Genomic DNA, 21410 nt, shown 5'->3' on the forward strand with positions numbered 1-21410 from the left:
GTTATGACCAAAACTTCAATCATTATGGATGTCGATACAGGTGTAGATGACGCCTTTGCTGTGCTTTTTGCGGCCATGCATCCAAATATCAACCTTCTGGGTATTACCTGCGTAGATGGCAACACTAATGTTGATCAAGTTGTCGCAAATACATTTAAAGTTTTGGACGCAGCAGGAGCTGGCGACATTCCTGTGGCACGGGGAGCAGTTCGTCCGTTGTTAGGAAAAAGCCAGTATGCAGAATATGTGCACGGTAAGGACGGAATGTGCGATCTAGGGCTTGCCCCATCTCATCGCACAGTTGACCCACGTTCTGCAGTTGAGTTACTTCGGGATCTCATCGAGGCATCTGTTGACCCGGTAACGATTGTCCCAATCGCACCTCTAACAAATATCGCATTATTTTTACGTGCATTTCCAGAAACAGCTAAAAAGATTCATCGCATTGTCTTGATGGGCGGTTCAGCTGCAGCTGGAAATGCAACAGCTGCGGCTGAGTTTAATATTTGGCATGATCCAGAGGCCGCAGCAATTGTTTTTCAAAGTGGAGTACCAATATCAATGTATGGGTTAGATGTGTTCATGCGTCCAACTATTGGTCGCAAAGATGCAACTGATATGAGCACTTCAGACAAAGCATCTTCACGTTTTGCCGGTTCCTTGGCCTTAGGGTTTATGGAACAGGTGCGCACAGATCCAATTTCATTGGGAGATTATGGGGCCGTTGCTTTTGTAATTCACCCAGAGTTGTTCACAACAGAGATGTTTGATGTTGTTGTAGATACATCAGCTGGCCCTGCTCGAGGACAAACCATTGTTGACCGACGTGATGCCTGGCTGAAGCAGCTAGAACCTCTAGATCTAGAGGATTCAGCAAAGGTGCGAGTTGCCTTGGATCTAGATGTCGACGCTGTTGTGAAATTGTGGCTAAAAACCGTTAATTCATAGGCCTATTGGATGCCAAACGGTTTTGGCTTCCATAAAGGCGATGATCCGACCAGGGTCTGCTGACTTAAAGGAGTGAATACGCTTTAGGTTTTCAGCTCCTGCAACCTTTATCTCTGCATGTTTCTTACTTGGTAGTCCCGAGATATCTAGAGCATCAATGTCCATATGCGACGCCATCCATGGAGCAATCTCATCCTTTTTACCTGTCAGGATGTTAATCACACCTGCTGGTAGATCACTTGTTGCAAGAACTTCAGCAAATGTCATAGCTGATAAAGGTGCTTTAGTGCTTGCCAGAACAACAACTGTGTTTCCAGATGTGATGATCGGTGCGATTGCATCGATTAATCCAAGCAGTGATGGTGCTTCAGGCGCAATTGCTGCCACTACTCCCATGCTTTCTGGGATTGTAAAATTATAGAAAGGTCCTGCAACGGGGTTTGTTGAACCAGCAAGGGATGCGATTTTGTCTGTCCAACCTGCATACCAAACAAGACGATCAATCGACTCCGTTACCTCTTTGTCTGCCTTTACTTTGGTAGCGCCAGTTACATTGACGATCTCTTCGACAAATTGCCCTCGACGACCTTCAAGCATCTCTGCAATGCGATACAAAATCTGACCTCGGTTATAGGCAGTTGCTTTACTCCATCCTGCATGCGCCGCGCGCGCGGCAACAACTGCATCACGCAGATCTTTTCTGGATGCTAAACATGGGTTTGCAATAAATACACCTTTTGCGTTTTTAACTTCATAAGTGCGACCGGATTCTGTACGTGGAAAGGCACCATTGATGAATAGCTTGTAAGTTTTCTTCACATCTATGCGATTACTCATGTCCAACTCCCTTCAAATATGCAGCCAAGCCGTGGCGCCCGCCTTCGCGGCCCCACCCCGATTCCTTATATCCGCCAAAGGGCGATGTTGGATCAAACTTATTAAATGTATTAGCCCAGATAACTCCGGCACGAAGTTGTTGTGATGCCCACAATGTGCGAGAACCCTTTTCGCTCCAGATACCTGCTGAAAGGCCAAAGGGAGTGTTATTTGCCTTTTCTATCGCCTCTTGTGGGGTTCTAAATGTAAGAACCGAGAGGACTGGTCCAAAGATTTCTTCACGGGCAATGCGGTGTGCTTGAGTTACGCCTGTAAAGATGGTTGGCGCAAACCAGAATCCCTTGTTTGGTAGTTTGCATTCTGAGCTCCAACGTTCTGCACCTTCTGCATCGCCAACGGCCGCAAGTTCAATAATCTTGAGTAGTTGTTCCTTGCTGTTTATTGCGCCAACATCAGTGTTCTTATCCATCGGATCACCCACGCGGATCTTTTCCATGCGCTTCTTTAGCTTATGTAAGACTTCTTCAGCAACATTTTCTTGAAGGAGTAGTCGAGAGCCAGCACAACAGACATGCCCTTGATTAAAGAATATGCCATTGACAATTCCTTCTACTGTTTCATCTATTGGTGCATCATCGAAGACTATATTTGCAGCCTTGCCACCGAGTTCTAAAGTAACACTCTTGTTAGTTGGCGCTACTGCTCGAGCAATAATCTTTCCAACTTCAGTTGAACCAGTAAATGCAATTTTATCTATTCCTGGGTGATTCACGATGAGGGCACCTGTTGAGCCATCACCGGTAACGATATTTACTACACCCGCTGGAAGTTCGGCCTGCTGGCAAACTTCTGCAAAAAGCAAGGCGGTAAGAGGCGTTGACTCTGCTGGCTTAAGTACAACTGTGTTTCCTGCGGCAAGTGCGGGAGCAACTTTCCAGGCAAGCATGAGCAAAGGGAAGTTCCACGGAATAATCTGACCGGCAACTCCAAGAGGCTTAGGAGATGTGCCAAGACCTGCGTATTCAAGTTTGTCTGCCCAACCTGCGTGATAGAAAAAGTGAGCGGCGGCTAAAGGAATATCAGTGTCTCGTGATTCACGAATTGGTTTACCGTTATCGAGAGTCTCCAGTACTGCAAATTCACGTGCTCGCTCTTGCATGATACGTGCGATTCGATACAAGTACTTTCCGCGCTCTTTGCCAGACATCTTTGACCATGTGTTTGTATATGCCTTGCGCGCAGCTTTTACCGCTGCGTCAACATCTGCTTTTCCGGCAAGGGCTATCTGGCTGAGGACTTCTTCAGTTGCTGGATTTATGGTGGGGAAGTGCTTACCGCCTGGCACAAACTTTCCACCGATGAAGTGACCATACTTTGGCTTGATCGTGACAATTGCGCGTGATTCTGGCGCTGGGGCGTATTCGAAGGTCATAGTCGTCTCCATTAATCCATCGTCACATACTGAGGGCTAGTGTAATAACCATCATCCATCTTCATGCGTTGCATCAATAGGTCATTGAGCAAAGCACTAGCACCAATTCGAAACAGTTTCGGATTGAGCCAATCTGGTCCAACAGTTTCATTGACCAAAACTAATTGCTTAATTGCATCTTTCGTATTGCGAATTCCTCCGGCAGGTTTAACTCCAATGCGCACTTGTGTCATCTCATAGAAGTCGCGGACTGCCTCTAACATGACTAACACGACTGGGGGAGTTGCAGCTGGTGCAACCTTTCCTGTTGAAGTCTTAATGAAATCAGCACCTGCTGCCATTGCCAAAAATGATGCTTTGCGGACATTGTCATATGTGACTAGCTCACCAGTTTCAAAAATCACCTTTAGGTGCGCCTTATCACCACATACTTCGCGGATCTGAACAATCTCATTGAACACATCAATATATCGCCCAGCAAGGAAAGCACCTCGATCGATCACCATATCGATTTCAGCTGCGCCTGCATCAATAGCATCTTGGGTATCTCGAATCTTGACCGGCATTGATGCACGACCTGATGGAAAAGCAGTTGAAACCGCTGCTACGGGAACATGCTGCCCACCAATCAAATCTAAGTGCGTGCGAGCGACTTTAACCATGTCGTTATAGACACAAACCGCTCCAACGCTAGGAACGGATGCATCTGTTGGATCTGGTCTGACAGCTTTTGTGCATAATGCCTTTACCTTGCCAGGAGTATCCGCGCCCTCAAGTGTTGTTAAATCCACCATCGTGATTGCCGTATCAATTGCCCAGCGCTTTGATGTTGTTTTTATACTTCTAGTTGCAAGCATGCTTGCCCGACCTTCGGCTCCAACCTGGTCTACACCAGAGAGATTGCCTAGATAACTCTTTAGCGAGGCATCACTGCCATCTACTAAACCATAAAAACTCACGATAGCAATTCCTTAAGCGGTGGTCGCAGTTGATCCAATACTACTTGAGCAGAATCAGAATCCTTTTCAATAACCTCAATGTAACACTTCATCTTTGCTTCAGTACCGCTGGGGCGAATAATGATTCGGATTCCACCATCTAGCCAAATTCTCAAACCATCTGTCGGTGGTAATCCATCAGTGGGGGCAGCTAGATCATCAATTGAAGTAACTAGACGTCCTGCAATTTCTTGTGGGGGATTAGTACGTAGCCCCCCGAGAATTATGCCCACCTTGGATAAATCAGTAAGACGAATAGAAATTTGCTCCGTTGCATGGAATCCATGACGAGCCCAAATCTCATTAAGGAGATCAAGAATAGTTTTACCATCGGCAGCTAGATCTGTTGCTATTTGCGCCAAAGTAATTGCTGCAGAAATTCCGTCCTTGTCATTGACAGTCTCTGCATCAACTGCATATCCCAGAGCTTCTTCATAACCAAAGGTCAACCCTTTAATTTTTGCTAACCATTTAAATCCTGTGAGTGTTTCTTCAAATTCGAAATTGTAATGTTTGGCAATTTTTCTAAGTATTGAAGAGGAGACAATTGAATTGGCAAATATTCCTGAGCCGCCTTTTCGGGCAATAGATTCGCCCAATAATGCCCCTAATTCATCACCTTTGAGCATGCGCCAACCCGATGTGGGATCTTTTATTGCCGCTGCACATCGATCTGCATCGGGATCATTTGCAATGACTAAATCTGCCTCAAAAGTTTTTGCTGTCTCAAGAGCTAAATCTATTGCGCCCGGCTCTTCAGGATTTGGAAAGGCAACAGTTGGAAAATCTGGATCTGGTGCAGCTTGTGCATCAACTAAAATTGGAGAAAGAAAACCGGCTTTATGAAAAACTCGCTGAAGTGTTTCGGTGCCGACCCCATGCATTGCTGTGTAAACAATCTTCAGGGTGCCCGGTTTTGTTGCAAGAGATGCGGTGCGAGTGATGTATTTTTCAACTATCTCCTCGCCTAAGTCTGTCCACGCCTTGCCTCGTGGTTGATCTTTTAGCGAAACAATGGCATCAATCTTTTGTGCAATTGAAACATCTGTAGGGGAAACTATCTGGGAACCACGGTATTCAATGCCATCAACGGTTCCTCCAAGGTAAACCTTGTATCCATTATCTTGAGGTGGGTTGTGGCTTGCAGTAACCATGATTCCTACATCACAACCCAACTCATTAGTTGCAAAAGCCAAAACAGGTGTAGGAAGTGGCCGGGGCAGAACATAAACATTCATGCCCGCCCCACTCATAATCTCAGCTGTTTCAAATGTGTAATCTTCTGATCCATATCGGGCATCGCGACCAATAACTACAGAAGTCAGGTTGCGTTCGCGCATGTAAGTGACAATTCCGGCGGCCGTGCGGCCAACAACTGCACGATTCATGCCAGATGGTCCAGGTCGAATAGGGCCACGTAAGCCAGCCGTTCCAAATTGCAAGAAGCCGCTAAATGATTTCTTTAATTCTGCTTCGTTATTAGTATCTAGCCATTCTTGCAACTGCGAAGATGTAATTGGATCCGGATCATCTGCAATCCAGGCTTGAACTTCTCTGACTAATGATTGATCCATGTGCCTAGAGTAACTTCGAGGCAACTCTTTGAGAAGTCAGATTATTTATCGATAATGTCACAGAGATTGGTGCCACTAGAAACAGTGGTTCCTATAACTGCTGTTAGATTTGAGATTATTCCGGCCTTATGGGCAGTTAAAGGCTGCTCCATTTTCATCGCTTCAAGTACAAAGATGAGGTCACCCACTTCAACTGATGCACCTTCTTCTACTGCAATCTTTACGACCGTTCCTTGCATTGGGCTTGTAAGACCAGAACCGCTCGAGCCACCCGCCATAGTTTGTTTTGCGCGGTGACGCTTTACGACAGGTTTTGGCGCGTGAACAAGAATTTCAAATCGTTTCCCATTAACTTCAGTAACAAGATATTCAGGTGCCATATGAGTTTCTAGAGGCGGCTCACTAAAAGTAAATGCTGGGATTTGGTTGTTAAATTCATTTTCAATATAGCTGGTGTAGACCTTGAAATTCTCTGTGTATGCCGGGTCTTCTAGGATTGCACGGTGAAATGGAATCGCTGTTGCTAATCCGCCAACTTTGAACTCTGAAAGTGCGCGGCGAGCACGCTCAATTGCCTGTTCACGCGTTGCTCCCGTAACAATCAACTTTGCAAGGAGTGAATCAAAATTACCACCGATAGTGTCACCGGCTTGAAAACCTGCATCAACTCGAACTCCAGGACCAGTTGGAATTTCCCACTCAGTTAGGCGACCAGGGGCTGGCAAGAAGGAACGTCCTGGATCTTCGCCATTGATTCGAAATTCAATTGAATGGCCGCGAACAATCGGATCATCAAATCCAAGCGCTTCACCATCAGCAATTCGGAACTGCTCACGGACAAGATCAAGTCCAGTTACTTCTTCGCTCACGGGATGCTCAACTTGTAAACGAGTATTTACTTCAAGAAAAGAAATCGTTCCATCAGCACCAACCAAGAATTCGCATGTCCCAGCACCAACATAACCTGCCTCTTTCATGATTGCCTTACTTGAACGGTAGAGCTCATCATTTTGTGCTTGGGTTAAAAATGGCGCTGGTGCTTCCTCAACAAGTTTTTGGTGACGACGTTGCAACGAGCAGTCACGAGTACTAACAACAACAGCATGGCCGTATTTATCAACTAAAACTTGGGTTTCAACATGTCGTGGCTTGTCTAGATAGCGCTCCACGAAGCATTCACCGCGACCAAAACCTGAAATTGCCTCACGGACAGCAGATGCAAACAACTCTGGAATTTCCTCCATAGTGTGCGCGACCTTAAGTCCACGTCCACCTCCACCGTGGGCAGCTTTTATAGCAACTGGTAAGCCATGTTCTTTGGCAAAAGTGGTGACTTCTTCATGACCGGCAACAGGATCTTTTGTGCCTGCAACAAGAGGTGCGCCAGCTTTTGCGGCAATTTTTCGTGCAGAAACTTTATCGCCTAGAGCACGGATCGCTTCAGGTGGTGGCCCGATCCAGGTAAGGCCCGCATCAATGACTGCTTGGGCAAAGTTTGCATTCTCTGAAAGAAATCCATAACCAGGGTGTACCGCATCTGCCCCAGACTCTTTAGCAATTGCAATTAACTTTTCAATATCTAAATAGGTTTCTGTGGCTGTTATGCCCTGAAGTGAATAAGCAGTATCAGCCATCTGTGCATGTAAAGATGTGCGATCTTCATCTGAATACACCGCAACACTTTCAAGCCCATGATCTTTACAGGCACGAATAACACGCAGTGCAATTTCTCCACGATTTGCAATAAGGACGCGCTTCATTTCATCAACTTTGCTTGAGGCCATGAGTATCCGAGCTGAGCAAATGCCTTACGCACAAATGGCATTGATATCCCAACAACATTTGTGTAATCACCTTCAATTGAAGGGATAAATGGAGAACTAAAGCCATCAAGAGTAAATCCACCTGCAACATGGAGCGGTTCTTCAGTAGCAACGTAATCTGTGATTTCTTCATCGCTCATGTGATCAAATGTGACTCGCGTGGTTACCCGATCTGAAATCTCAACATCTTTGACTGTGTCGATAATGCAATGTCCGGTATGTAACAGTCCAGAGTTGCCTCGAACTCGCATAGCGCGCTCTGTTGCAATCTCAGGCGTTCCTGGCTTACCTAGTGAAACACCATCAAATTCAAAGGTTGAGTCACAGCCAATAATTATTGCTGGAAAGTCAATTTGTTCACGGACAGTGTGTGCTTTTGTGATTGCCAAGGCAATCACCATGTCTGCAGGGTTCATGGCATTGAAAAAATCTGTTTCTTCATCAACATTGCTGACAATTATCTTTGGTGACAAGCCAGCCGACTCTAGTAAACGTCGTCGACTAGTTGATTGAGATGCAAGAACAATTGTGGGCATTGTTAACCAAACCTTCTTGCGCCAAATGTAATTTGATGAGGCAAAGGCTGACGCAATTGTGGTAACCCATAAACACTGCGACGAATTACAGGTTTGAGCTCTTCACGTTTATGTTGTGCCATCGCAGCCTGAATTGCCGCCAACTCTTCTGGAGTTGGATTTCCGTTGGTAACTTCAAATTCCATTAGAGGGGAATGTTCCCGTGCTTACGTGCTGGAAGTACATCACGCTTTGTTTTCAGTGTTCTAAATGCTTTAGTGATGTAGGCACGAGATTGACTTGGCTCGATCACCGTGTCAATTGTCCCTCGCTCTGCAGCTAGATATGGGTTAGCTAGTGATTCGTTGTAATCCTTTACCAACTCAGCCCGCTTTGCTTCAGGATCCCTGGCTTCTGCTAAATCCTTACGATACAAAATATTTACTGCACCTTGTGCACCCATGACAGCGATTTCAGCACTTGGCCAAGCAAAGTTAATGTCACTTCCAAGGTATTTAGATCCCATGACAATGAATGCACCACCGTAGGCTTTTCGGGTAATAAGAGTAACTAGGGGAACAGATGCCTCAGCATATGCATACAGCAATTTAGCTCCACGGCGAATAATTCCATCCCACTCTTGCTCGGTTCCTGGCAAGAAACCTGGAACATCTACAAGGGTAAGAATTGGAATGTTAAAGGCATCGCAAAAACGTAAGAAGCGTGCTGCTTTCTCGCTTGAATTGATATCAAGGGTTCCGGCTAATTGATTTGGTTGATTAGCAATGATTCCAATTGATTCACCTTCAATTCGGGCAAATCCAACGACAATGTTTGGTGCATAGAGTGCATGAACCTCTAAGAATTCGCCCTCATCAACTAATGCCTGAATCAAAACCTTCATGTCATATGGCTGGTTAGGACTGTCTGGAATCAAGGTATCGAGTGCAATGTCTGAAGCTTTCTTTTCCAAAGTTTCAGTAGGTGGCAAATGTGGTGTTGCATCCATATTGTTTGATGGAAGGTATGAAAGAAGAGCTTTTACGTAATCAATTGCATCATCTTCATTTTCGGCTAAGTAGTGAGAGTTACCGGTGCGCGTGTTATGTGTGCGTGCTCCGCCAAGCTCTTCCATTCCAACTTCTTCACCAGTCACAGTCTTGATCACATCAGGACCGGTAATAAACATGTGCGAAGTTTCGTTGACCATCACCGTGAAGTCTGTAAGCGCTGGTGAGTAAGCAGAACCTCCGGCACATGGACCAAGAATGAGTGAGATCTGTGGAATAACACCTGATGAGCGAGTGTTCAGACGGAAAATCTTGCCGTAACCATTTAATGATGCAACGCCTTCTTGAATACGTGCCCCACCCGAATCATTTATTCCGATGAGTGGAATTCCAGATTTAAGAGCGAATTCGGCAATCTTAACAATTTTCTCCGCGTGAACTTCTCCCAAAGATCCGCCCATCACAGTGAAATCCTGTGAATACAAAGCAATTGGGCGACCGTCAACGGTTGCAGTGCCGATAACAACGCCATCACCGTATGGGCGATTTTTTTCCATTCCAAACTGTGTTGAGCGATGACGTGCAAACTCATCTATTTCTGTGAATGAATCAGCGTCAACCAGCAATTCGATTCTTTCACGGGCTGATTTCTTGCCTTTAGAGTGCTGCTTTTCAACGGCGCGCTCAGAGCCACCATGGATAGCTTCCTCAACACGATCACGAAGATCTTCTATTTTTCCGGCAGTTGTATGCAGATCACGGCTCATAGGCGTACGGTACTAGTCGTGGGCAGAGAATTGTTAGGTGCAGCGCTTGATCAGGCCGAGATCAATAGATTAATTACGCCTTACTGGCGAGTAAGCGTGGTTGACCTCACGCGCTCTACGCAAGGCGATTTAGTACAACGGGTTCGAGATGGAAATGCGCAAGTCGGGGATGTAATCGTTGCAGAATTTCAAAGCGCTGGACGAGGACGATTAGATCGAACTTTTGAAGCACCGAAAGGAACAGCGTTATTATTTTCTTTTTACATCCAACCGCAACGCAATCGTGATGACTGGGGATGGATTCCGCTCATAGCTGGATACGGTGTTGCAAAGACACTGCATGCTTTTCATGCAACAGTGAAATGGCCTAACGATGTTTTGATTAACAACAAAAAGGTTTCCGGGCTAATTGCCGAAGTAGTTGGCAATGGAGTTGTCATCGGTATAGGAATCAATGTGGGGATGGATGAACATCAATTGCCAGTAGAAACAGCAACTTCCTTATTGATCGAAGATGGAGTTGACTTAACTAGAGACGAAATTTTGTGTGAGGTTCTTGAAGAGTTCGAAGAGCATTTTGTTCTATGGGATCAAGGAATTGATGAGGTTCAACCGCTCTACAGGCACTTAAGCGCAACCTTGGGCAAAGAGGTGAGAGTTGAATATCCAGGCGGCGCTACACACCTAGCTACTGCCGTATCAATTTCAGACACCGGTGCTTTGGTCTTAGATGACGGAACTCATGTTCAGTCTGCCGATGTAATTCATCTACGATAGGGCAGTGAGAAAAACCTTTCCGACAGTCGGTGTTATCGGCGCAGGTCAACTTGCTCGAATGAGCATTGCGCCAGCTGCAGCACTCGGAGTCGATCTTCTTCTATTAGCTGCTGACAGTAATGATTCTGGCGCACAAGTTACTAATCACGTTGTTGGCGACTACAAAGATTTAGAAACAGTAAAGTCATTTGCAAAGAATTGTGATGTAGTCACCTTTGAGCATGAATTAATCCCACTAAGTATTATTAAGTCACTTGAGGCCGATGGGATAGTAGTTCGACCTTCATCTGCATCATTTGTCTATTCACAAGATAAAGCAGCGATGCGTGAAAAATTGAGCGCTTATCCTGCACCAAATTTCCAAGTAGTCACAGATTCAAGCCAAGTATCTGAATATCCAGTCATTGCGAAAGCAATATTAGGAGGCTATGACGGCCGTGGTGTTTGGAAGATTAACTCCCGACAAGAACTTTCAGAGGTAGTCAAAGAGGTTGGGAAAGTTCTAGTTGAAGAATTGATTGAATTTGATTATGAAATTGCAGTCATGGTTGCACGATCACCACATGGTCAAGCCACTACTTGGGCTCCAACACAGACTGTGCAAAAAGATGGTATTTGCGTGATGACTATTTCACCTGCGCCACAACTAACTGCTGCATTAAGTGAAAAAGCACAAAAGTTAGCACTTGATATTGCTGCAGAAGTTGGAGTAGTTGGAGTCATGGCAGTTGAAATGTTTGTGAAGGGAGAAGACCTCTTCATTAACGAGTTAGCTATGCGTCCCCATAATTCAGGTCACTGGACAATCGAAGGATCGCACACCAGCCAGTTTGAACAACATTTACGGGCTATCTTAGATCTGCCACTGGGTGACCCATCAATGACAGCACCAATTGCTGTTATGGGAAATGTGTTAGGTGGCACAAAAACAGATATGTATAGACCCTACTTACACCTAATGGCTCGGACTCCAGCCCTAAAATTTCACAATTACAAAAAGGATGCACGCCCAGGTCGCAAGATTGGCCATGTAACTCTTCTGGGTCAAAATCTCCTAGAATTAACCGAAGAAGTTCAACATGCAGTGGACTATATGAGCGGAGAAATTGATGAGTGATGTAGCAATCATCATGGGGTCAGATTCAGACTGGCCAACGATGCAAGAAGCCGCCAACGTCTTAGATGATCTAGGAATTTCACATTCAGTAGATGTTGTTTCAGCCCATCGCATGCCACTTGAAATGGTTGAGTTCTCGCAAAGTGCCCAAGCCAAGGGCTACAAAGTAATTATTGCTGGAGCAGGTGGCGCAGCACATTTACCTGGAATGGTCGCATCATTAACTACTCTTCCAGTAATTGGAGTTCCAATTGCATTAAAGAATCTGGACGGAATGGATTCCCTTCTTTCAATAGTACAAATGCCTGCCGGGGTTCCTGTTGCAACAGTTGGTGTTGATAATGCAAAAAATGCTGCGCTCTTGGCAGCTCGCATACTTGGCATTTCCGATTCCGCTATCTCAGCAAAGGTTGCAGATGCTTTGAAAGAGATAAATGCAATTGCGAAGGAAAAAGGCGAGAGTTTAAAGTCTCGCCGCAACCAAAAAACTGGGTTTTAACCTCGAGCCCGATATTCAATTGCAGGGCAGCGGTCCATGATCGTTAACAAACCTGCTGCATGCGCGCGCGCAATTGCATCAGTGTCAATAACATCCAACTGTAACCAAACTGCCTTAGCACCAATGGCGATAGCTTCATCTACGACTTTTCCAACAAGAGTTGAGTTAACAAAGCAATCGACAACATCTACAGGTCCAGGAATTTCAGACAAAGTTTTGTAGCCAACTTCGCCGTGCACAACTTCTGCTCGAGGATAAACCGGAATAATTCGGTGACCTTTATCTTGTAGCAATTTTGCAACACCAAATGCTGCTCTTTCAGGATTGTTCCCAAGACCAACAACAGCCCAAGTTTTCAACTCAAGGACTGCATCAATTGTTTCCTTGGTATTAATCAGTTCGCCCTAATGCGTGGAATTTCCAACCAGCGCTGCGCCACATAGTGCGATCAAGCATGTTGCGACCATCAATGATGACCTTGCCCTTAACCAGAGAAGATATTCCCGCTGGATCGATCTGGCGGTATTCCTTCCATTCCGTCAGGTGCAGAATCAAATCTGCATCCTTAATGGCATCCTCAATGACCTCAGAGTATTTAAGGTTTGGAAAGCGCTTGCGAGCAGGCTCAATACCTTGCGGATCATGAATGACAACTTCAGCTCCTGCTGCATGCAATTGCACAGAGATGTCTAAGGCTGGGGAGTCGCGCACATCATCACTGTCAGGTTTAAATGTTGCACCTAAGACGGCAATTTTGTATTGCGTAAGATCTTCAGAAAGAACGTTTCGCACAATATCAATCACACGCTGGCGGGCACGTAAGTTAATGGCATCAATTTCTCGCAAAAACTCGAGGGCTTGTTTGGCACCCAGCTCTTCAGCACGAGCCATAAATGCCCGAATATCCTTTGGAAGGCAGCCTCCACCAAAACCAATACCTGCTTGCAGAAAGCGACTTCCAATGCGTGGGTCATAACCAATTGCTTTTGCAAGCACAGTGACATCTCCACCAGCGGCTTCACACACCTCGGCCATGGCGTTAATGAAAGAAATCTTTGTTGCTAAGAATGAGTTTGCAGCGACTTTTACAAGTTCAGATGTTGGTAAGTCTGCACGAATCCATGGAGTTCCTAATGCAATCACTGGTTCATAAACTTCTTTAAGTATCTCTTCAGCTCGATCATTTGCAACACCAACTACTAAACGGTTTGGGGTCAACGTATCTTCAACTGCAAAGCCCTCACGAAGGAATTCAGGATTCCAAGCAAGGTCTGCTTGAGGAGCAATCTTGGCAAGTTCGTTGCGTAAAGCTTGTGCAGTTCCGACTGGAACAGTGGACTTACCTACGACAAGAGATCCATCTTTTAGGTAAGGAGCGATTGCAGAGACTGCCGACTTTACATAGGTTAAATCTGCAGCCAATCCATCCTTGACTTGGGGAGTACCAACACAGACAAAGTGAACATCAGCATCTTTAACGGCCGAAAAATCTGTCGTGAAAGAGAGTCGGCCAGTTTTCATCTCTTGTTCTAGAAGAGTATCTAGTCCTGGCTCATAGAAAGGTAACTTGCCGCTCTGGAGAAGCGCTACTTTTTCTGGATCTGTATCCACACCAACAACAGTGAAGCCAAGTGAAGACATACATGCAGCGTGGGTGGCTCCTAGATATCCGCAGCCAACAACCGAGAGAGTTAAAGTCATGTGCGGGAGTTTACTTCAGAGCCCCGCAAGGATTTTCATCAGCGGTACGAGTCTTGAATTTATCGATCACAGTAGGAGTTGCTTCAGCAGTACTTGAGGCAGATGGTGAGGGGGTCACTTCATCAACAAGCGGCAAATCTTCACGCAAACGATTGAAAAGATCGGGGGCTAATACAGGGTCCCACACAACTACTGAGCCCAGTCCGGGTACGCGGGCATTGACATCACTCAACGGAATGGTCAAGGTGCGAACTTTGCTCGGTGAAAGATTTTTCATTTGTTTTGCAAGAGTAAGTAGATCAGACTCATTAAGTTCGGAGTCAGTTGTAACTGTGGCAATTGCGGCATTAAAGAAGTTAACGAGTTTTATTGGGTTGAGTAGAACCCCAGTGCTTGTTACTTTTCTTAACAAAGATCCTAGGAATTGTTGCTGACGTTGCATGCGACCAAGGTCACCCATGCCATCGAAGTCACGTGTTCGAACATACTTAAGCGACTCAACGCCGTTGAGAGTGTGAACTCCGGCAGATAAAACTAAGTGGCTACCTGGGTCATCTATGTCTTTCTTGGTACAGACCTCAATCCCACCCAACGCATCCACCATGCCCGCAAATCCTGCAAAACCAATTTCAATATAGTGATCAATTCGAACACCAGTTTCATTTTCAATAGTTTCAATGAGAAGCGGAGCACCACCAAAAGCGAATGCAGAATTAATCTTTCCTTTTGCTGCTGGGATAATTTTAGTTTTATCGATAGATGACACATGTTCAGGAATTGTGACTAAAGAATCGCGAGGAATCGAGATTAAAGTTACCTTGTCGCGAGCTTTAGAGATGTGAACAATTAGCATCGTGTCAGAGCGTTTACCTGCCGCGGTTGCAGTAGATCCAACACGAAGCAATTTACGTTGCTCTTTTGTTAAGCCTTCACGAGTATCTGATCCGACGAGAAGGTAGTTAAGGGCTTTGTTTGGTTTATCGGGACGAGAATCCAAGGCTCCGAATACATCAACTCGATCAATGGCTCCACTTACTTGCCCGAGGCCAAGCCAAGAAATGGCCGAGATAAGGACTACTCCCAGGGAGAGTGAGGTAATAATCCGAATTGCCCGCGTTGATTTCACTGTCTGAGCGTACTTGAGCGATAGCGTGTACGCGTTATGCCGACATCAGCTAATGCGTTATATGGCTCACCGAAGCGGGAGATTTCGGTAATTCTGCCTGTCTTGAATGAGGAGAAGTACTTAACTGATGCCGTAAATGCGATCCTCACCCAAAAGTACGATGGCAAGATGGAAGTAATTTTAGCGATTGGGCCTTCGCAGGACAGAACCTTGGAAATTGCTCAGCAATTACACAAGAATGATTCTCGTGTAGTAATTGTTGACAATCCAACAGGTCGAACTGCAGCTGGTTTAAATTTGGCAATTGCATCATCGCAATACTCAATTATCGTTCGAGTCGATGGCCATGCAAATATCCCAAATAATTATTGTAATTTGGTGTCAGAGATTTTGGAAAACACAGGTGCAGTAAATGTCGGCGGTGTAATGGCCGCTGAAGGCCGATCTCTATTTGAGCGATCTGTTGCACGTGCGATGCGCAGTCCACTAGGGGTTGGTGCTTCTAGATTCCATACTGGCGGAGGCGCTGGGGAAGTCGACACTGTGTATCTCGGTGCATTTCGAAAAGAAGCATTACTTGCTGTTGGTGGATTTGATGAACGATTTACTCGTGCCCAAGATTGGGAACTCAACTTCAGATTGCGCCAAGCTGGCGGCATTGTTTACTTTGATCCTCGTTTAGTTGTTACCTATCGGCCTCGATCAACTATAAAAGCATTAGCAAAGCAATACTTCGAATATGGTCGTTGGCGACGTGTAGTCTCACGCCGCCATAAAGGCACTATCAATTACCGTTATTTTGCACCGCCCTTCACGGTTATTGCAACAACGCTTTCACTCATACTCGGATTGTTAATTTCTCCGGTTCTATTCATTCCATCCCTCACATATGCTGTGTTTATCCTGATTGCTTCTGGAGTAATCGGAAAAAGTATGGGCGAGATTCTGTGTTTACCCACAATATTGCTAACAATGCATATTTCATGGGGGCTTGGATTTCTTACTTCGCCTAAGTCACTAGCCCCTGCTGTAACCTTGAACCCGTGAGCACGCCACTGCAGGTATATGAGCCATTCAAAGCTGGCCTGCCTAAACTGGGCCGTTACTGGAAGTCTCTATGGTCTCGTCGGACCTTCATCAAGGAGTACTCCAAATCTGAACTTCGAGAGCAACATTTTGACTCTGTATTTGGGCAATTGTGGCTAGTTATAAATCCATTATTGCTGTCGGCCGTTTATTTCATTTTGATCATCATTATTGGTGGCACCACAGATAGTGAACGGTATGCACATCTAACTGCCAGCTTGTTTCTGTTTTACCTTGTAGCAAACAGTCTTACTGGTGGCGTGAAATCTGTTACCGCAGGCCAGCGCTTAATTCTTAACACCGCGTTCCCACGAATAATGCTTCCAATATCAGCGCTAGTGATTGCAATATTCAAATTTCTACCCACACTCATTGTCTTTCTTGCAATTAAAGCAATTGTTGGATCACCATTTTCACTTCAAATGCTTTGGGCCATTCCTGTGCTTTTGATAACTATTTTTCTTGCACTCGGTTTGGCAATCACAATTTCCTGTATCAATGTGTATTTCAGAGACATAGCAAGTTTCTTACCGTACCTAACTAGAACGCTTTTGTACTTGTCACCTATTCTTTATACAGCAGCTGATTTGAAACCAAGTCTGCGAGCACTTGAAGTAGTTAATCCACTTTTCCCAATTTTGGATTCATGGTCACGTGCAATGGTTCAAGGAGAAACTCCTCAATTTTCGAGCATGCTACAAGGATTAGCTTGGGCCACTGGAATCTTTTTTGTTGGTACGTATTTCTTTTTATCGAGGGAGCGTGAGTTCGCTGTCCGTCTCTAATACACACATAACAAATGAACTCGCGGTTTCGATCCGTGGAGTAGGACTTACATATACAACATCTATTGATAAGAAGCCGACCCTTAAATCTCGAGCAAAGTCTTTGGGGCGTGGGAAGAAGCAAACGCGAGTTGTAAGAGCACTGGACGAGATTAATTTAGATATTCAATATGGACATGTGCTTGGTGTGATTGGCACAAACGGTGCTGGAAAATCTTCTCTAATGAGATGTGTTGCCGGCATCTTGCCTCCCTCACAGGGTCGCATCGAGGTCTATGGATCTGTCAGCACATTGCTGGCACTTGGCGTTGGCTTTAATCCATCAATGTCTGGCCGTGACAATGTTTTTCTTGGTGGACTAGCTGCCGGAATGTCACGCGAGGAAATAGCGGGTAACTTTGAAGAGATAGCTGAATTTTCAGAACTTGGCGATGCGATAGATGCCCCTATGCGCACATACTCATCAGGTATGTATGCGCGGCTAGCATTTTCAGTTGCAGCCGTGGTGCGCCCAGATATCTTGATTATTGATGAAGCACTTAGTACCGGAGATGCCAAGTTTAAAGAAAAAAGCCTCAACCGCGTAAAGGAACTTCGTGGCGAAGATCGTGCCCTGATTTTAGTGAGCCATGCGATGCAAACTTTGCGAGACACCTGTAATGATGTTGCATGGCTACACAAAGGAAAACTAGTTCAACGTGGCGAGCCAAATGCAGTTATTGATGCCTATCAAGAGTTCTTACACCTTGGAAAGAGCGCAGCAATTGATGAGGATGTTTAAACCTATAATTCTGGCGCTTTCTCTTGCCATTATTTTTCCAACACAATCTACAGCAGTAGAAATTCCTACTGCCTTTCAAGTACAGGGTGCCGGCTATGGCCATGGTGTTGGTATGAGTCAAATTGGAGCAAGAGCAAAAGCTATGGCGGGTGAAACTGCAACCGCAATTCTTAATTACTACTACAAAGATGTCGTAATCGCGCCTTTAGATGACACAAAAATATTGCGAGTAAACGTTGGGCACTTACTTACATCTGCAAAAATAGCAACTGCAACACAAGATGCAATAATTCAAATCTACAATGGCGATATTGGAGATGCGCAAGATGCAATTCCTTTAGCGGTTGTTCCGGTTAAGAGTTCTCTGAATTTTAGTATTTTGGGTTCAACGGTTGTGCCTAGTGTTCTTAATGGAAAGAAAACTACAAGTATTCCGCGCAACAGAGTCTTCACAATTCGCTGGAGTGGGACTCGTTACCTACAAGGCGTTGATGGAGTGATTTCGCTTTCACACACAGCGACCACAAAAAAGTATCGCTACGGTCAGATGCAAGTAAGAGCGGTAAAGGCATCCACCCTTGGATATCGTTTAGAAATTACAAACTCTGTTCGCCTAGCTGATGAATACCTGTGGGGAGTTAGTGAAGTTCCATCATCCTGGCCAGAGGCTGCCCTTCAGGCGCAAGCGATTGCATCTAGATCATTTGCCATGAGTAAAGCAGGAATATATAGAGCATCCTGTGATTGCGATCTTTATGGCGAGATATCAGATCAATCATTCCTTGGATATGCCAAAGAGACAGAAAAAGGCTGGGGACATTTGTGGAAAGCCGCAGTTACCAACACTGCTGGAATGACACTTACCCAAGCAGGAAAGCCCATCGCTGCTTATTTTTCTAGTTCAAGTGGGGGACAGACAGAAACTTCTGGAAATGCTTGGGGTACACAAATAAGTTACACACAAACAATCCCAGATCCATCCAGCCTGGATCCAATCCTGAACCCCCGCTTTTTTAAGTGGGAAAGGACAGTTTCACAAGCAGCAGTTGCGGCAGCCTTTGTTTTGCCCGATGTTGTTAAGTTAGAGATTGTTATGAAAAATACCAGTGGAACGGTTGCAACAATAAAGGCGACCTCAAGCTCCGGCGTACAAAAGAGTTTACGAGGCGAAACCTTTAGAAGCCGAACCAAAATTCCATCTGCCTACTTTGATTTAGTTGGCGTGCAGAATGCTGTTGAGCCCACCCCAAGTCCCAGTCCTTAAAACAACTTCGAGAGATCCATCAAGTGAATTACGTCGGAACAAAAGATTACTTGCGCCAGACAACGTGCCAGCTTTAACTACTTCACCATCAGGAAGCCTTACCTTTGCCGCTGAAGTTATATAAGTTCCAGCTTCGATCACACAGTTATCACCAAGAGAAATTCCTAAGCCTGAGTTTGCGCCCAGTAAACACTTTTCACCAATTGAGATGACTTCTTTTCCACCACCACTGAGTGTGCCCATGATTGAAGCACCACCACCAACATCGGTGCCATCCCCAACAACAACACCAGCAGATATACGACCTTCAACCATTGAAGTTCCCAATGTTCCAGCATTGAAATTTACAAAACCTTCATGCATGACAGTAGTGCCAGATGCAAGGTGGGCACCTAGGCGAACCCGATCTGCATCTGCAATTCGGACTCCACTTGGAACAACGTAATCAACCATTCGTGGGAACTTATCAACACCATAAACACTGACATGTCCATGCACTGCCTTCAAACGTGCTCGAGTGATTTCAAAACTGTCAACGGCGCAGGGACCAACTGAGGTCCAAACAACATTACTGAGAAGCCCAAAAATTCCATCAAGTGCAACTCCGTGGGGCTTTACAAGTCGGTGTGACAACAAATGTAAACGTAGATAAGCATCTGCAGCAGTTTCGGGTGCTTTTGTTAAATCGATTTCGATACTAATGACTTCGCGAGTAATTGCGCGCGCTTCATCTGCGCCAGCTAATGAGATCAGTTCTGCAGGAGCAGAACCAGTTAGACCGGATAGGGATGGAGATGGGAACCAAACATCCAAAGTAGTTCCCTTGGATAGTGTTGCGATTCCGTGGCCAGATGCAATGGTCGTCATGTCCTAAGCCTAGCCTCTATTGTTAGCGGTATGCGTATTGCCGTCTTCTGCTCGTCATCCCCAACAATTGATGACAAGTACGTAGAGCTTGCCTACCAACTTGGCCAAGGGATTGCGGCATCCTCAAACGAATTAGTTACTGGTGGCGGACATATTTCTATGATGGGTGCTGTTTCCCGTGGCGCCCGTGACAAAGGCGGGAAGACAGTTGGTGTCATTCCGCAAGCCCTCGTAGACATTGAATTTGCAGATCACGATAACGATGAACTCCATGTAGTAGAAACCATGGGTCAGCGCAAACACATGATCACAGATATTTCAGATGCATTCATTACATTACCTGGGGGAGCCGGAACACTTGAGGAGTTCTTTGAGATTTGGGTGGGCCACTATTTAAAGTTTCACACTAAGCCCGTTGTAATTTTGGATCCATTTGAAATATATGCACCCTTACATGAATTGATAGTTCATCTTGAAGAAGAAAAATTTATTAAGCCTGGAATGCGCGAAATCATTCAATGGACTACAAATGTTGAAGAAGCATTGAAAGCTTGTGGTGCATGAGAAGTAATCACATTGCAATGAGCCTGATCATTAAAGCACCGATCGAAAAGGTCTGGGATGCTCTGGCAGATTGGGAGTCACAAGGTGATTGGATGTTGCTCACCAAAGTTGAAGTTACATCGCAAGTTCGTGAAGGAGTTGGAACATCAATTTCTGCATTTACAGGGATTGGTAAAGTTGGAGTAATGGATCACATGGTTGTTACTTCATGGCAACCACCACATATCTGCGATGTTCTGCACACTGGAAAAATTATCAAGGGCACTGGTCGATTTGAATTGTCCGCAATAGATTCAAAGACAACTCGATTTGATTGGTCCGAAGAGATATTGACCCCAAGAGTGATATTCCTGCTTATCGCACCTGGTTTATACGCTGGAGTGCGGATCTCACTGACCAAGCTCGGCCGCCATTTGCGCCATAGAAAGTAAGTTAAACGAAGTAAACTAAGCCAATGGGCAAGCAATCGCAGTCTTTGGCAGATGCTCTTGCCACCTTGCCTGATGAAGAACGCATCATCTTGACTATGCACTATCTCAAATCAATGTCAGCAGCCGAGATTGCGTCGATGCTAGGGGTGCCAGAGCGCTCTGTGGAAGCGATTATCAAGCAAGGCAAAGCCAGATTGAGCGCAATTTTGGGGATATAAAGGCCTATCTTCGATTTCGCACAACGGCGCATTGTGCGAGATACTTATCCCCTTGCTTCAAAAAGAGTAATTCAACCGATTAGAGGAGTCCCCACATGGCAGCCATGAAACCCCGCACTGGTGATGGTCCAATGGAGGTTACGAAAGAAGCTCGCTCTTTGGTGATGCGAATCCCTCTAGAAGGTGGCGGCCGCTTAGTCGTCGAAATGAACGCAGAAGAAGCAAATAACCTCAGTGCCGCGTTACACGCCGCAGTCGCACTAGTTAAGAAGTAATTCCTTTTCCAAGGC

At 45.4% G+C, this 21410-nt stretch carries 24 protein-coding genes; 12 read left to right on the top strand and 12 right to left on the bottom strand.

The genetic code is table 11. The features are described from left to right. Window positions 1-3 precede the first annotated feature (3 nt). The gene (locus AC9UH7_RS01055) at window positions 4-948 is read left to right on the top strand and encodes a nucleoside hydrolase (protein ID WP_509593914.1); all 945 of its coding nucleotides are present in this window, start codon (window positions 4-6) and stop codon (window positions 946-948) included. Here the strand turns inward: AC9UH7_RS01055 and AC9UH7_RS01060 are convergent. From AC9UH7_RS01060 to AC9UH7_RS01095, 8 genes are read right to left on the bottom strand one after another with little or no spacing between them, the layout of a single operon-like run. Continuing rightward, window positions 943-1785, bottom strand: a complete 843-nt coding sequence (locus tag AC9UH7_RS01060) for an aldehyde dehydrogenase family protein (protein ID WP_509593917.1) — start codon at window positions 1783-1785, stop codon at window positions 943-945. The genes AC9UH7_RS01055 and AC9UH7_RS01060 overlap by 6 nt on opposite strands. Then, on the bottom strand, window positions 1778-3217 hold the full coding sequence (locus tag AC9UH7_RS01065; protein ID WP_509593920.1) for an aldehyde dehydrogenase family protein: 1440 nt from the start codon (window positions 3215-3217) through the stop codon (window positions 1778-1780). Before AC9UH7_RS01065 ends, AC9UH7_RS01060 begins: the two co-directional genes overlap by 8 nt. An 11-nt stretch (window positions 3218-3228) precedes the next feature. Next, entirely contained in the window at window positions 3229-4176 is a 948-nt protein-coding gene (gene deoC, locus AC9UH7_RS01070; RefSeq protein ID WP_509593923.1) for a deoxyribose-phosphate aldolase, read from the bottom strand. Then, window positions 4173-5789 (bottom strand): phospho-sugar mutase, encoded by a 1617-nt coding sequence (locus AC9UH7_RS01075; protein ID WP_509593926.1) that lies wholly within the window; start codon window positions 5787-5789, stop codon window positions 4173-4175. Before AC9UH7_RS01075 ends, deoC begins: the two co-directional genes overlap by 4 nt. A gap of 41 nt (window positions 5790-5830) precedes the next feature. Further along, the gene (locus AC9UH7_RS01080; protein WP_509593929.1) at window positions 5831-7549 is read right to left on the bottom strand and encodes an acetyl/propionyl/methylcrotonyl-CoA carboxylase subunit alpha; all 1719 of its coding nucleotides are present in this window, start codon (window positions 7547-7549) and stop codon (window positions 5831-5833) included. Next, window positions 7546-8148, bottom strand: coding sequence for a Maf family protein (locus AC9UH7_RS01085; RefSeq protein WP_509593932.1), 603 nt, complete (start codon window positions 8146-8148; stop codon window positions 7546-7548). The genes AC9UH7_RS01080 and AC9UH7_RS01085 overlap by 4 nt, the downstream gene beginning before the upstream one ends. Window positions 8149-8150: 2 nt before the next feature. Further along, window positions 8151-8333: an acyl-CoA carboxylase subunit epsilon gene (locus AC9UH7_RS01090; RefSeq protein ID WP_509593935.1), complete on the bottom strand. Its 183-nt coding sequence runs from the start codon at window positions 8331-8333 to the stop codon at window positions 8151-8153. Next, window positions 8333-9904: an acyl-CoA carboxylase subunit beta gene (locus AC9UH7_RS01095; RefSeq protein WP_509593938.1), complete on the bottom strand. Its 1572-nt coding sequence runs from the start codon at window positions 9902-9904 to the stop codon at window positions 8333-8335. Before AC9UH7_RS01095 ends, AC9UH7_RS01090 begins: the two co-directional genes overlap by 1 nt. Before the next feature lie 18 nt (window positions 9905-9922). Here AC9UH7_RS01095 and AC9UH7_RS01100 point away from each other — a divergent pair, with 18 nt between their 5' ends. From AC9UH7_RS01100 to purE, 3 genes are read left to right on the top strand one after another with little or no spacing between them, the layout of a single operon-like run. Further along, a complete protein-coding gene (locus tag AC9UH7_RS01100; protein WP_509593941.1) occupies window positions 9923-10681 on the top strand; it encodes a biotin--[acetyl-CoA-carboxylase] ligase in 759 nt (252 codons plus the stop codon). 4 nt (window positions 10682-10685) lie between these two features. Then, on the top strand, window positions 10686-11798 hold the full coding sequence (locus AC9UH7_RS01105; RefSeq protein WP_509593943.1) for a 5-(carboxyamino)imidazole ribonucleotide synthase: 1113 nt from the start codon (window positions 10686-10688) through the stop codon (window positions 11796-11798). After that, window positions 11791-12297: a 5-(carboxyamino)imidazole ribonucleotide mutase gene (purE, locus tag AC9UH7_RS01110; protein ID WP_509593946.1), complete on the top strand. Its 507-nt coding sequence runs from the start codon at window positions 11791-11793 to the stop codon at window positions 12295-12297. The genes AC9UH7_RS01105 and purE overlap by 8 nt, the downstream gene beginning before the upstream one ends. Here purE and AC9UH7_RS01115 read toward each other — a convergent pair. Genes AC9UH7_RS01115 through AC9UH7_RS01125 form a run of 3 tightly spaced genes read right to left on the bottom strand, consistent with a single transcriptional unit; the run spans window position 12294 to window position 15124 of the window. Continuing rightward, window positions 12294-12656: a CoA-binding protein gene (locus AC9UH7_RS01115; protein WP_509593949.1), complete on the bottom strand. Its 363-nt coding sequence runs from the start codon at window positions 12654-12656 to the stop codon at window positions 12294-12296. The genes purE and AC9UH7_RS01115 overlap by 4 nt on opposite strands. A 31-nt stretch (window positions 12657-12687) precedes the next feature. Further along, a complete protein-coding gene (locus AC9UH7_RS01120; RefSeq protein WP_509593952.1) occupies window positions 12688-13998 on the bottom strand; it encodes a UDP-glucose dehydrogenase family protein in 1311 nt (436 codons plus the stop codon). Between the two features lie 10 nt (window positions 13999-14008). Continuing rightward, window positions 14009-15124, bottom strand: coding sequence for an LCP family protein (locus tag AC9UH7_RS01125; protein WP_509593954.1), 1116 nt, complete (start codon window positions 15122-15124; stop codon window positions 14009-14011). Between the two features lie 36 nt (window positions 15125-15160). Between AC9UH7_RS01125 and AC9UH7_RS01130 the strand changes: the two genes are divergently transcribed. The 4 genes from AC9UH7_RS01130 (at window position 15161) to AC9UH7_RS01145 (ending at window position 19040) form a co-directional block, all read left to right on the top strand. Further along, entirely contained in the window at window positions 15161-16171 is a 1011-nt protein-coding gene (locus AC9UH7_RS01130; RefSeq protein ID WP_509593956.1) for a glycosyltransferase family 2 protein, read from the top strand. After that, on the top strand, window positions 16168-16995 hold the full coding sequence (locus AC9UH7_RS01135; protein ID WP_509593958.1) for an ABC transporter permease: 828 nt from the start codon (window positions 16168-16170) through the stop codon (window positions 16993-16995). Before AC9UH7_RS01130 ends, AC9UH7_RS01135 begins: the two co-directional genes overlap by 4 nt. Further along, window positions 16973-17776 carry an ABC transporter ATP-binding protein gene (locus AC9UH7_RS01140; RefSeq protein WP_509593960.1) on the top strand — a complete coding sequence of 268 codons (804 nt, stop codon included), beginning with the start codon at window positions 16973-16975 and terminating at the stop codon, window positions 17774-17776. Before AC9UH7_RS01135 ends, AC9UH7_RS01140 begins: the two co-directional genes overlap by 23 nt. 112 nt (window positions 17777-17888) lie before the next feature. Next, on the top strand, window positions 17889-19040 hold the full coding sequence (locus AC9UH7_RS01145; protein ID WP_509593963.1) for a SpoIID/LytB domain-containing protein: 1152 nt from the start codon (window positions 17889-17891) through the stop codon (window positions 19038-19040). On the opposite strand, the gene dapD is transcribed toward AC9UH7_RS01145, so the two are convergent. After that, a complete protein-coding gene (dapD, locus tag AC9UH7_RS01150) occupies window positions 18990-19907 on the bottom strand; it encodes a 2,3,4,5-tetrahydropyridine-2,6-dicarboxylate N-succinyltransferase (protein ID WP_509593965.1) in 918 nt (305 codons plus the stop codon). The two genes, AC9UH7_RS01145 and dapD, sit on opposite strands and share 51 nt — an antisense overlap. Before the next feature lie 30 nt (window positions 19908-19937). On the opposite strand from dapD, the gene AC9UH7_RS01155 reads away from it, so the two are divergent. The 4 genes from AC9UH7_RS01155 (at window position 19938) to AC9UH7_RS01170 (ending at window position 21395) form a co-directional block, all read left to right on the top strand. After that, window positions 19938-20471, top strand: a complete 534-nt coding sequence (locus AC9UH7_RS01155; protein ID WP_509593968.1) for an LOG family protein — start codon at window positions 19938-19940, stop codon at window positions 20469-20471. Then, window positions 20468-20902 carry an SRPBCC family protein gene (locus tag AC9UH7_RS01160; RefSeq protein WP_509593971.1) on the top strand — a complete coding sequence of 145 codons (435 nt, stop codon included), beginning with the start codon at window positions 20468-20470 and terminating at the stop codon, window positions 20900-20902. The genes AC9UH7_RS01155 and AC9UH7_RS01160 overlap by 4 nt, the downstream gene beginning before the upstream one ends. A gap of 23 nt (window positions 20903-20925) precedes the next feature. Continuing rightward, on the top strand, window positions 20926-21120 hold the full coding sequence (locus AC9UH7_RS01165; RefSeq protein WP_509593973.1) for an RNA polymerase sigma factor: 195 nt from the start codon (window positions 20926-20928) through the stop codon (window positions 21118-21120). Between the two features lie 95 nt (window positions 21121-21215). After that, window positions 21216-21395, top strand: coding sequence for a DUF3117 domain-containing protein (locus AC9UH7_RS01170; RefSeq protein ID WP_445860428.1), 180 nt, complete (start codon window positions 21216-21218; stop codon window positions 21393-21395). The last annotated feature ends 15 nt before the right edge of the window (window positions 21396-21410 follow it).

It is taken from the genome of Candidatus Planktophila sp. (assembly GCF_044348745.1).
Taxonomy (GTDB): Bacteria; Actinomycetota; Actinomycetes; order Nanopelagicales; family Nanopelagicaceae; genus Planktophila.

Bases quoted from the DNA above. Each gene is read 5' to 3' on its own strand.
- AC9UH7_RS01170 (WP_445860428.1), top strand. From the start codon at position 21,216: ATGGCAGCCATGAAACCCCGCACTGGTGATGGTCCAATGGAGGTTACG.
- purE (WP_509593946.1), top strand. From the start codon at position 11,791: ATGAGTGATGTAGCAATCATCATGGGGTCAGATTCAGACTGGCCAACG.
- AC9UH7_RS01095 (WP_509593938.1), bottom strand. From the start codon at position 9,904: ATGAGCCGTGATCTGCATACAACTGCCGGAAAAATAGAAGATCTTCGT.
- AC9UH7_RS01155 (WP_509593968.1), top strand. From the start codon at position 19,938: ATGCGTATTGCCGTCTTCTGCTCGTCATCCCCAACAATTGATGACAAG.
- AC9UH7_RS01065 (WP_509593920.1), bottom strand. From the start codon at position 3,217: ATGACCTTCGAATACGCCCCAGCGCCAGAATCACGCGCAATTGTCACG.
- AC9UH7_RS01075 (WP_509593926.1), bottom strand. From the start codon at position 5,789: ATGGATCAATCATTAGTCAGAGAAGTTCAAGCCTGGATTGCAGATGAT.
- AC9UH7_RS01120 (WP_509593952.1), bottom strand. From the start codon at position 13,998: ATGACTTTAACTCTCTCGGTTGTTGGCTGCGGATATCTAGGAGCCACC.
- dapD (WP_509593965.1), bottom strand. From the start codon at position 19,907: ATGACGACCATTGCATCTGGCCACGGAATCGCAACACTATCCAAGGGA.
- AC9UH7_RS01080 (WP_509593929.1), bottom strand. From the start codon at position 7,549: ATGAAGCGCGTCCTTATTGCAAATCGTGGAGAAATTGCACTGCGTGTT.
- AC9UH7_RS01160 (WP_509593971.1), top strand. From the start codon at position 20,468: ATGAGAAGTAATCACATTGCAATGAGCCTGATCATTAAAGCACCGATC.
- AC9UH7_RS01060 (WP_509593917.1), bottom strand. From the start codon at position 1,785: ATGAGTAATCGCATAGATGTGAAGAAAACTTACAAGCTATTCATCAAT.
- AC9UH7_RS01165 (WP_509593973.1), top strand. From the start codon at position 20,926: ATGGGCAAGCAATCGCAGTCTTTGGCAGATGCTCTTGCCACCTTGCCT.
- AC9UH7_RS01130 (WP_509593956.1), top strand. From the start codon at position 15,161: ATGCCGACATCAGCTAATGCGTTATATGGCTCACCGAAGCGGGAGATT.
- AC9UH7_RS01085 (WP_509593932.1), bottom strand. From the start codon at position 8,148: ATGCCCACAATTGTTCTTGCATCTCAATCAACTAGTCGACGACGTTTA.
- AC9UH7_RS01090 (WP_509593935.1), bottom strand. From the start codon at position 8,333: ATGGAATTTGAAGTTACCAACGGAAATCCAACTCCAGAAGAGTTGGCG.
- AC9UH7_RS01145 (WP_509593963.1), top strand. From the start codon at position 17,889: ATGAGTCAAATTGGAGCAAGAGCAAAAGCTATGGCGGGTGAAACTGCA.
- AC9UH7_RS01055 (WP_509593914.1), top strand. From the start codon at position 4: ATGACCAAAACTTCAATCATTATGGATGTCGATACAGGTGTAGATGAC.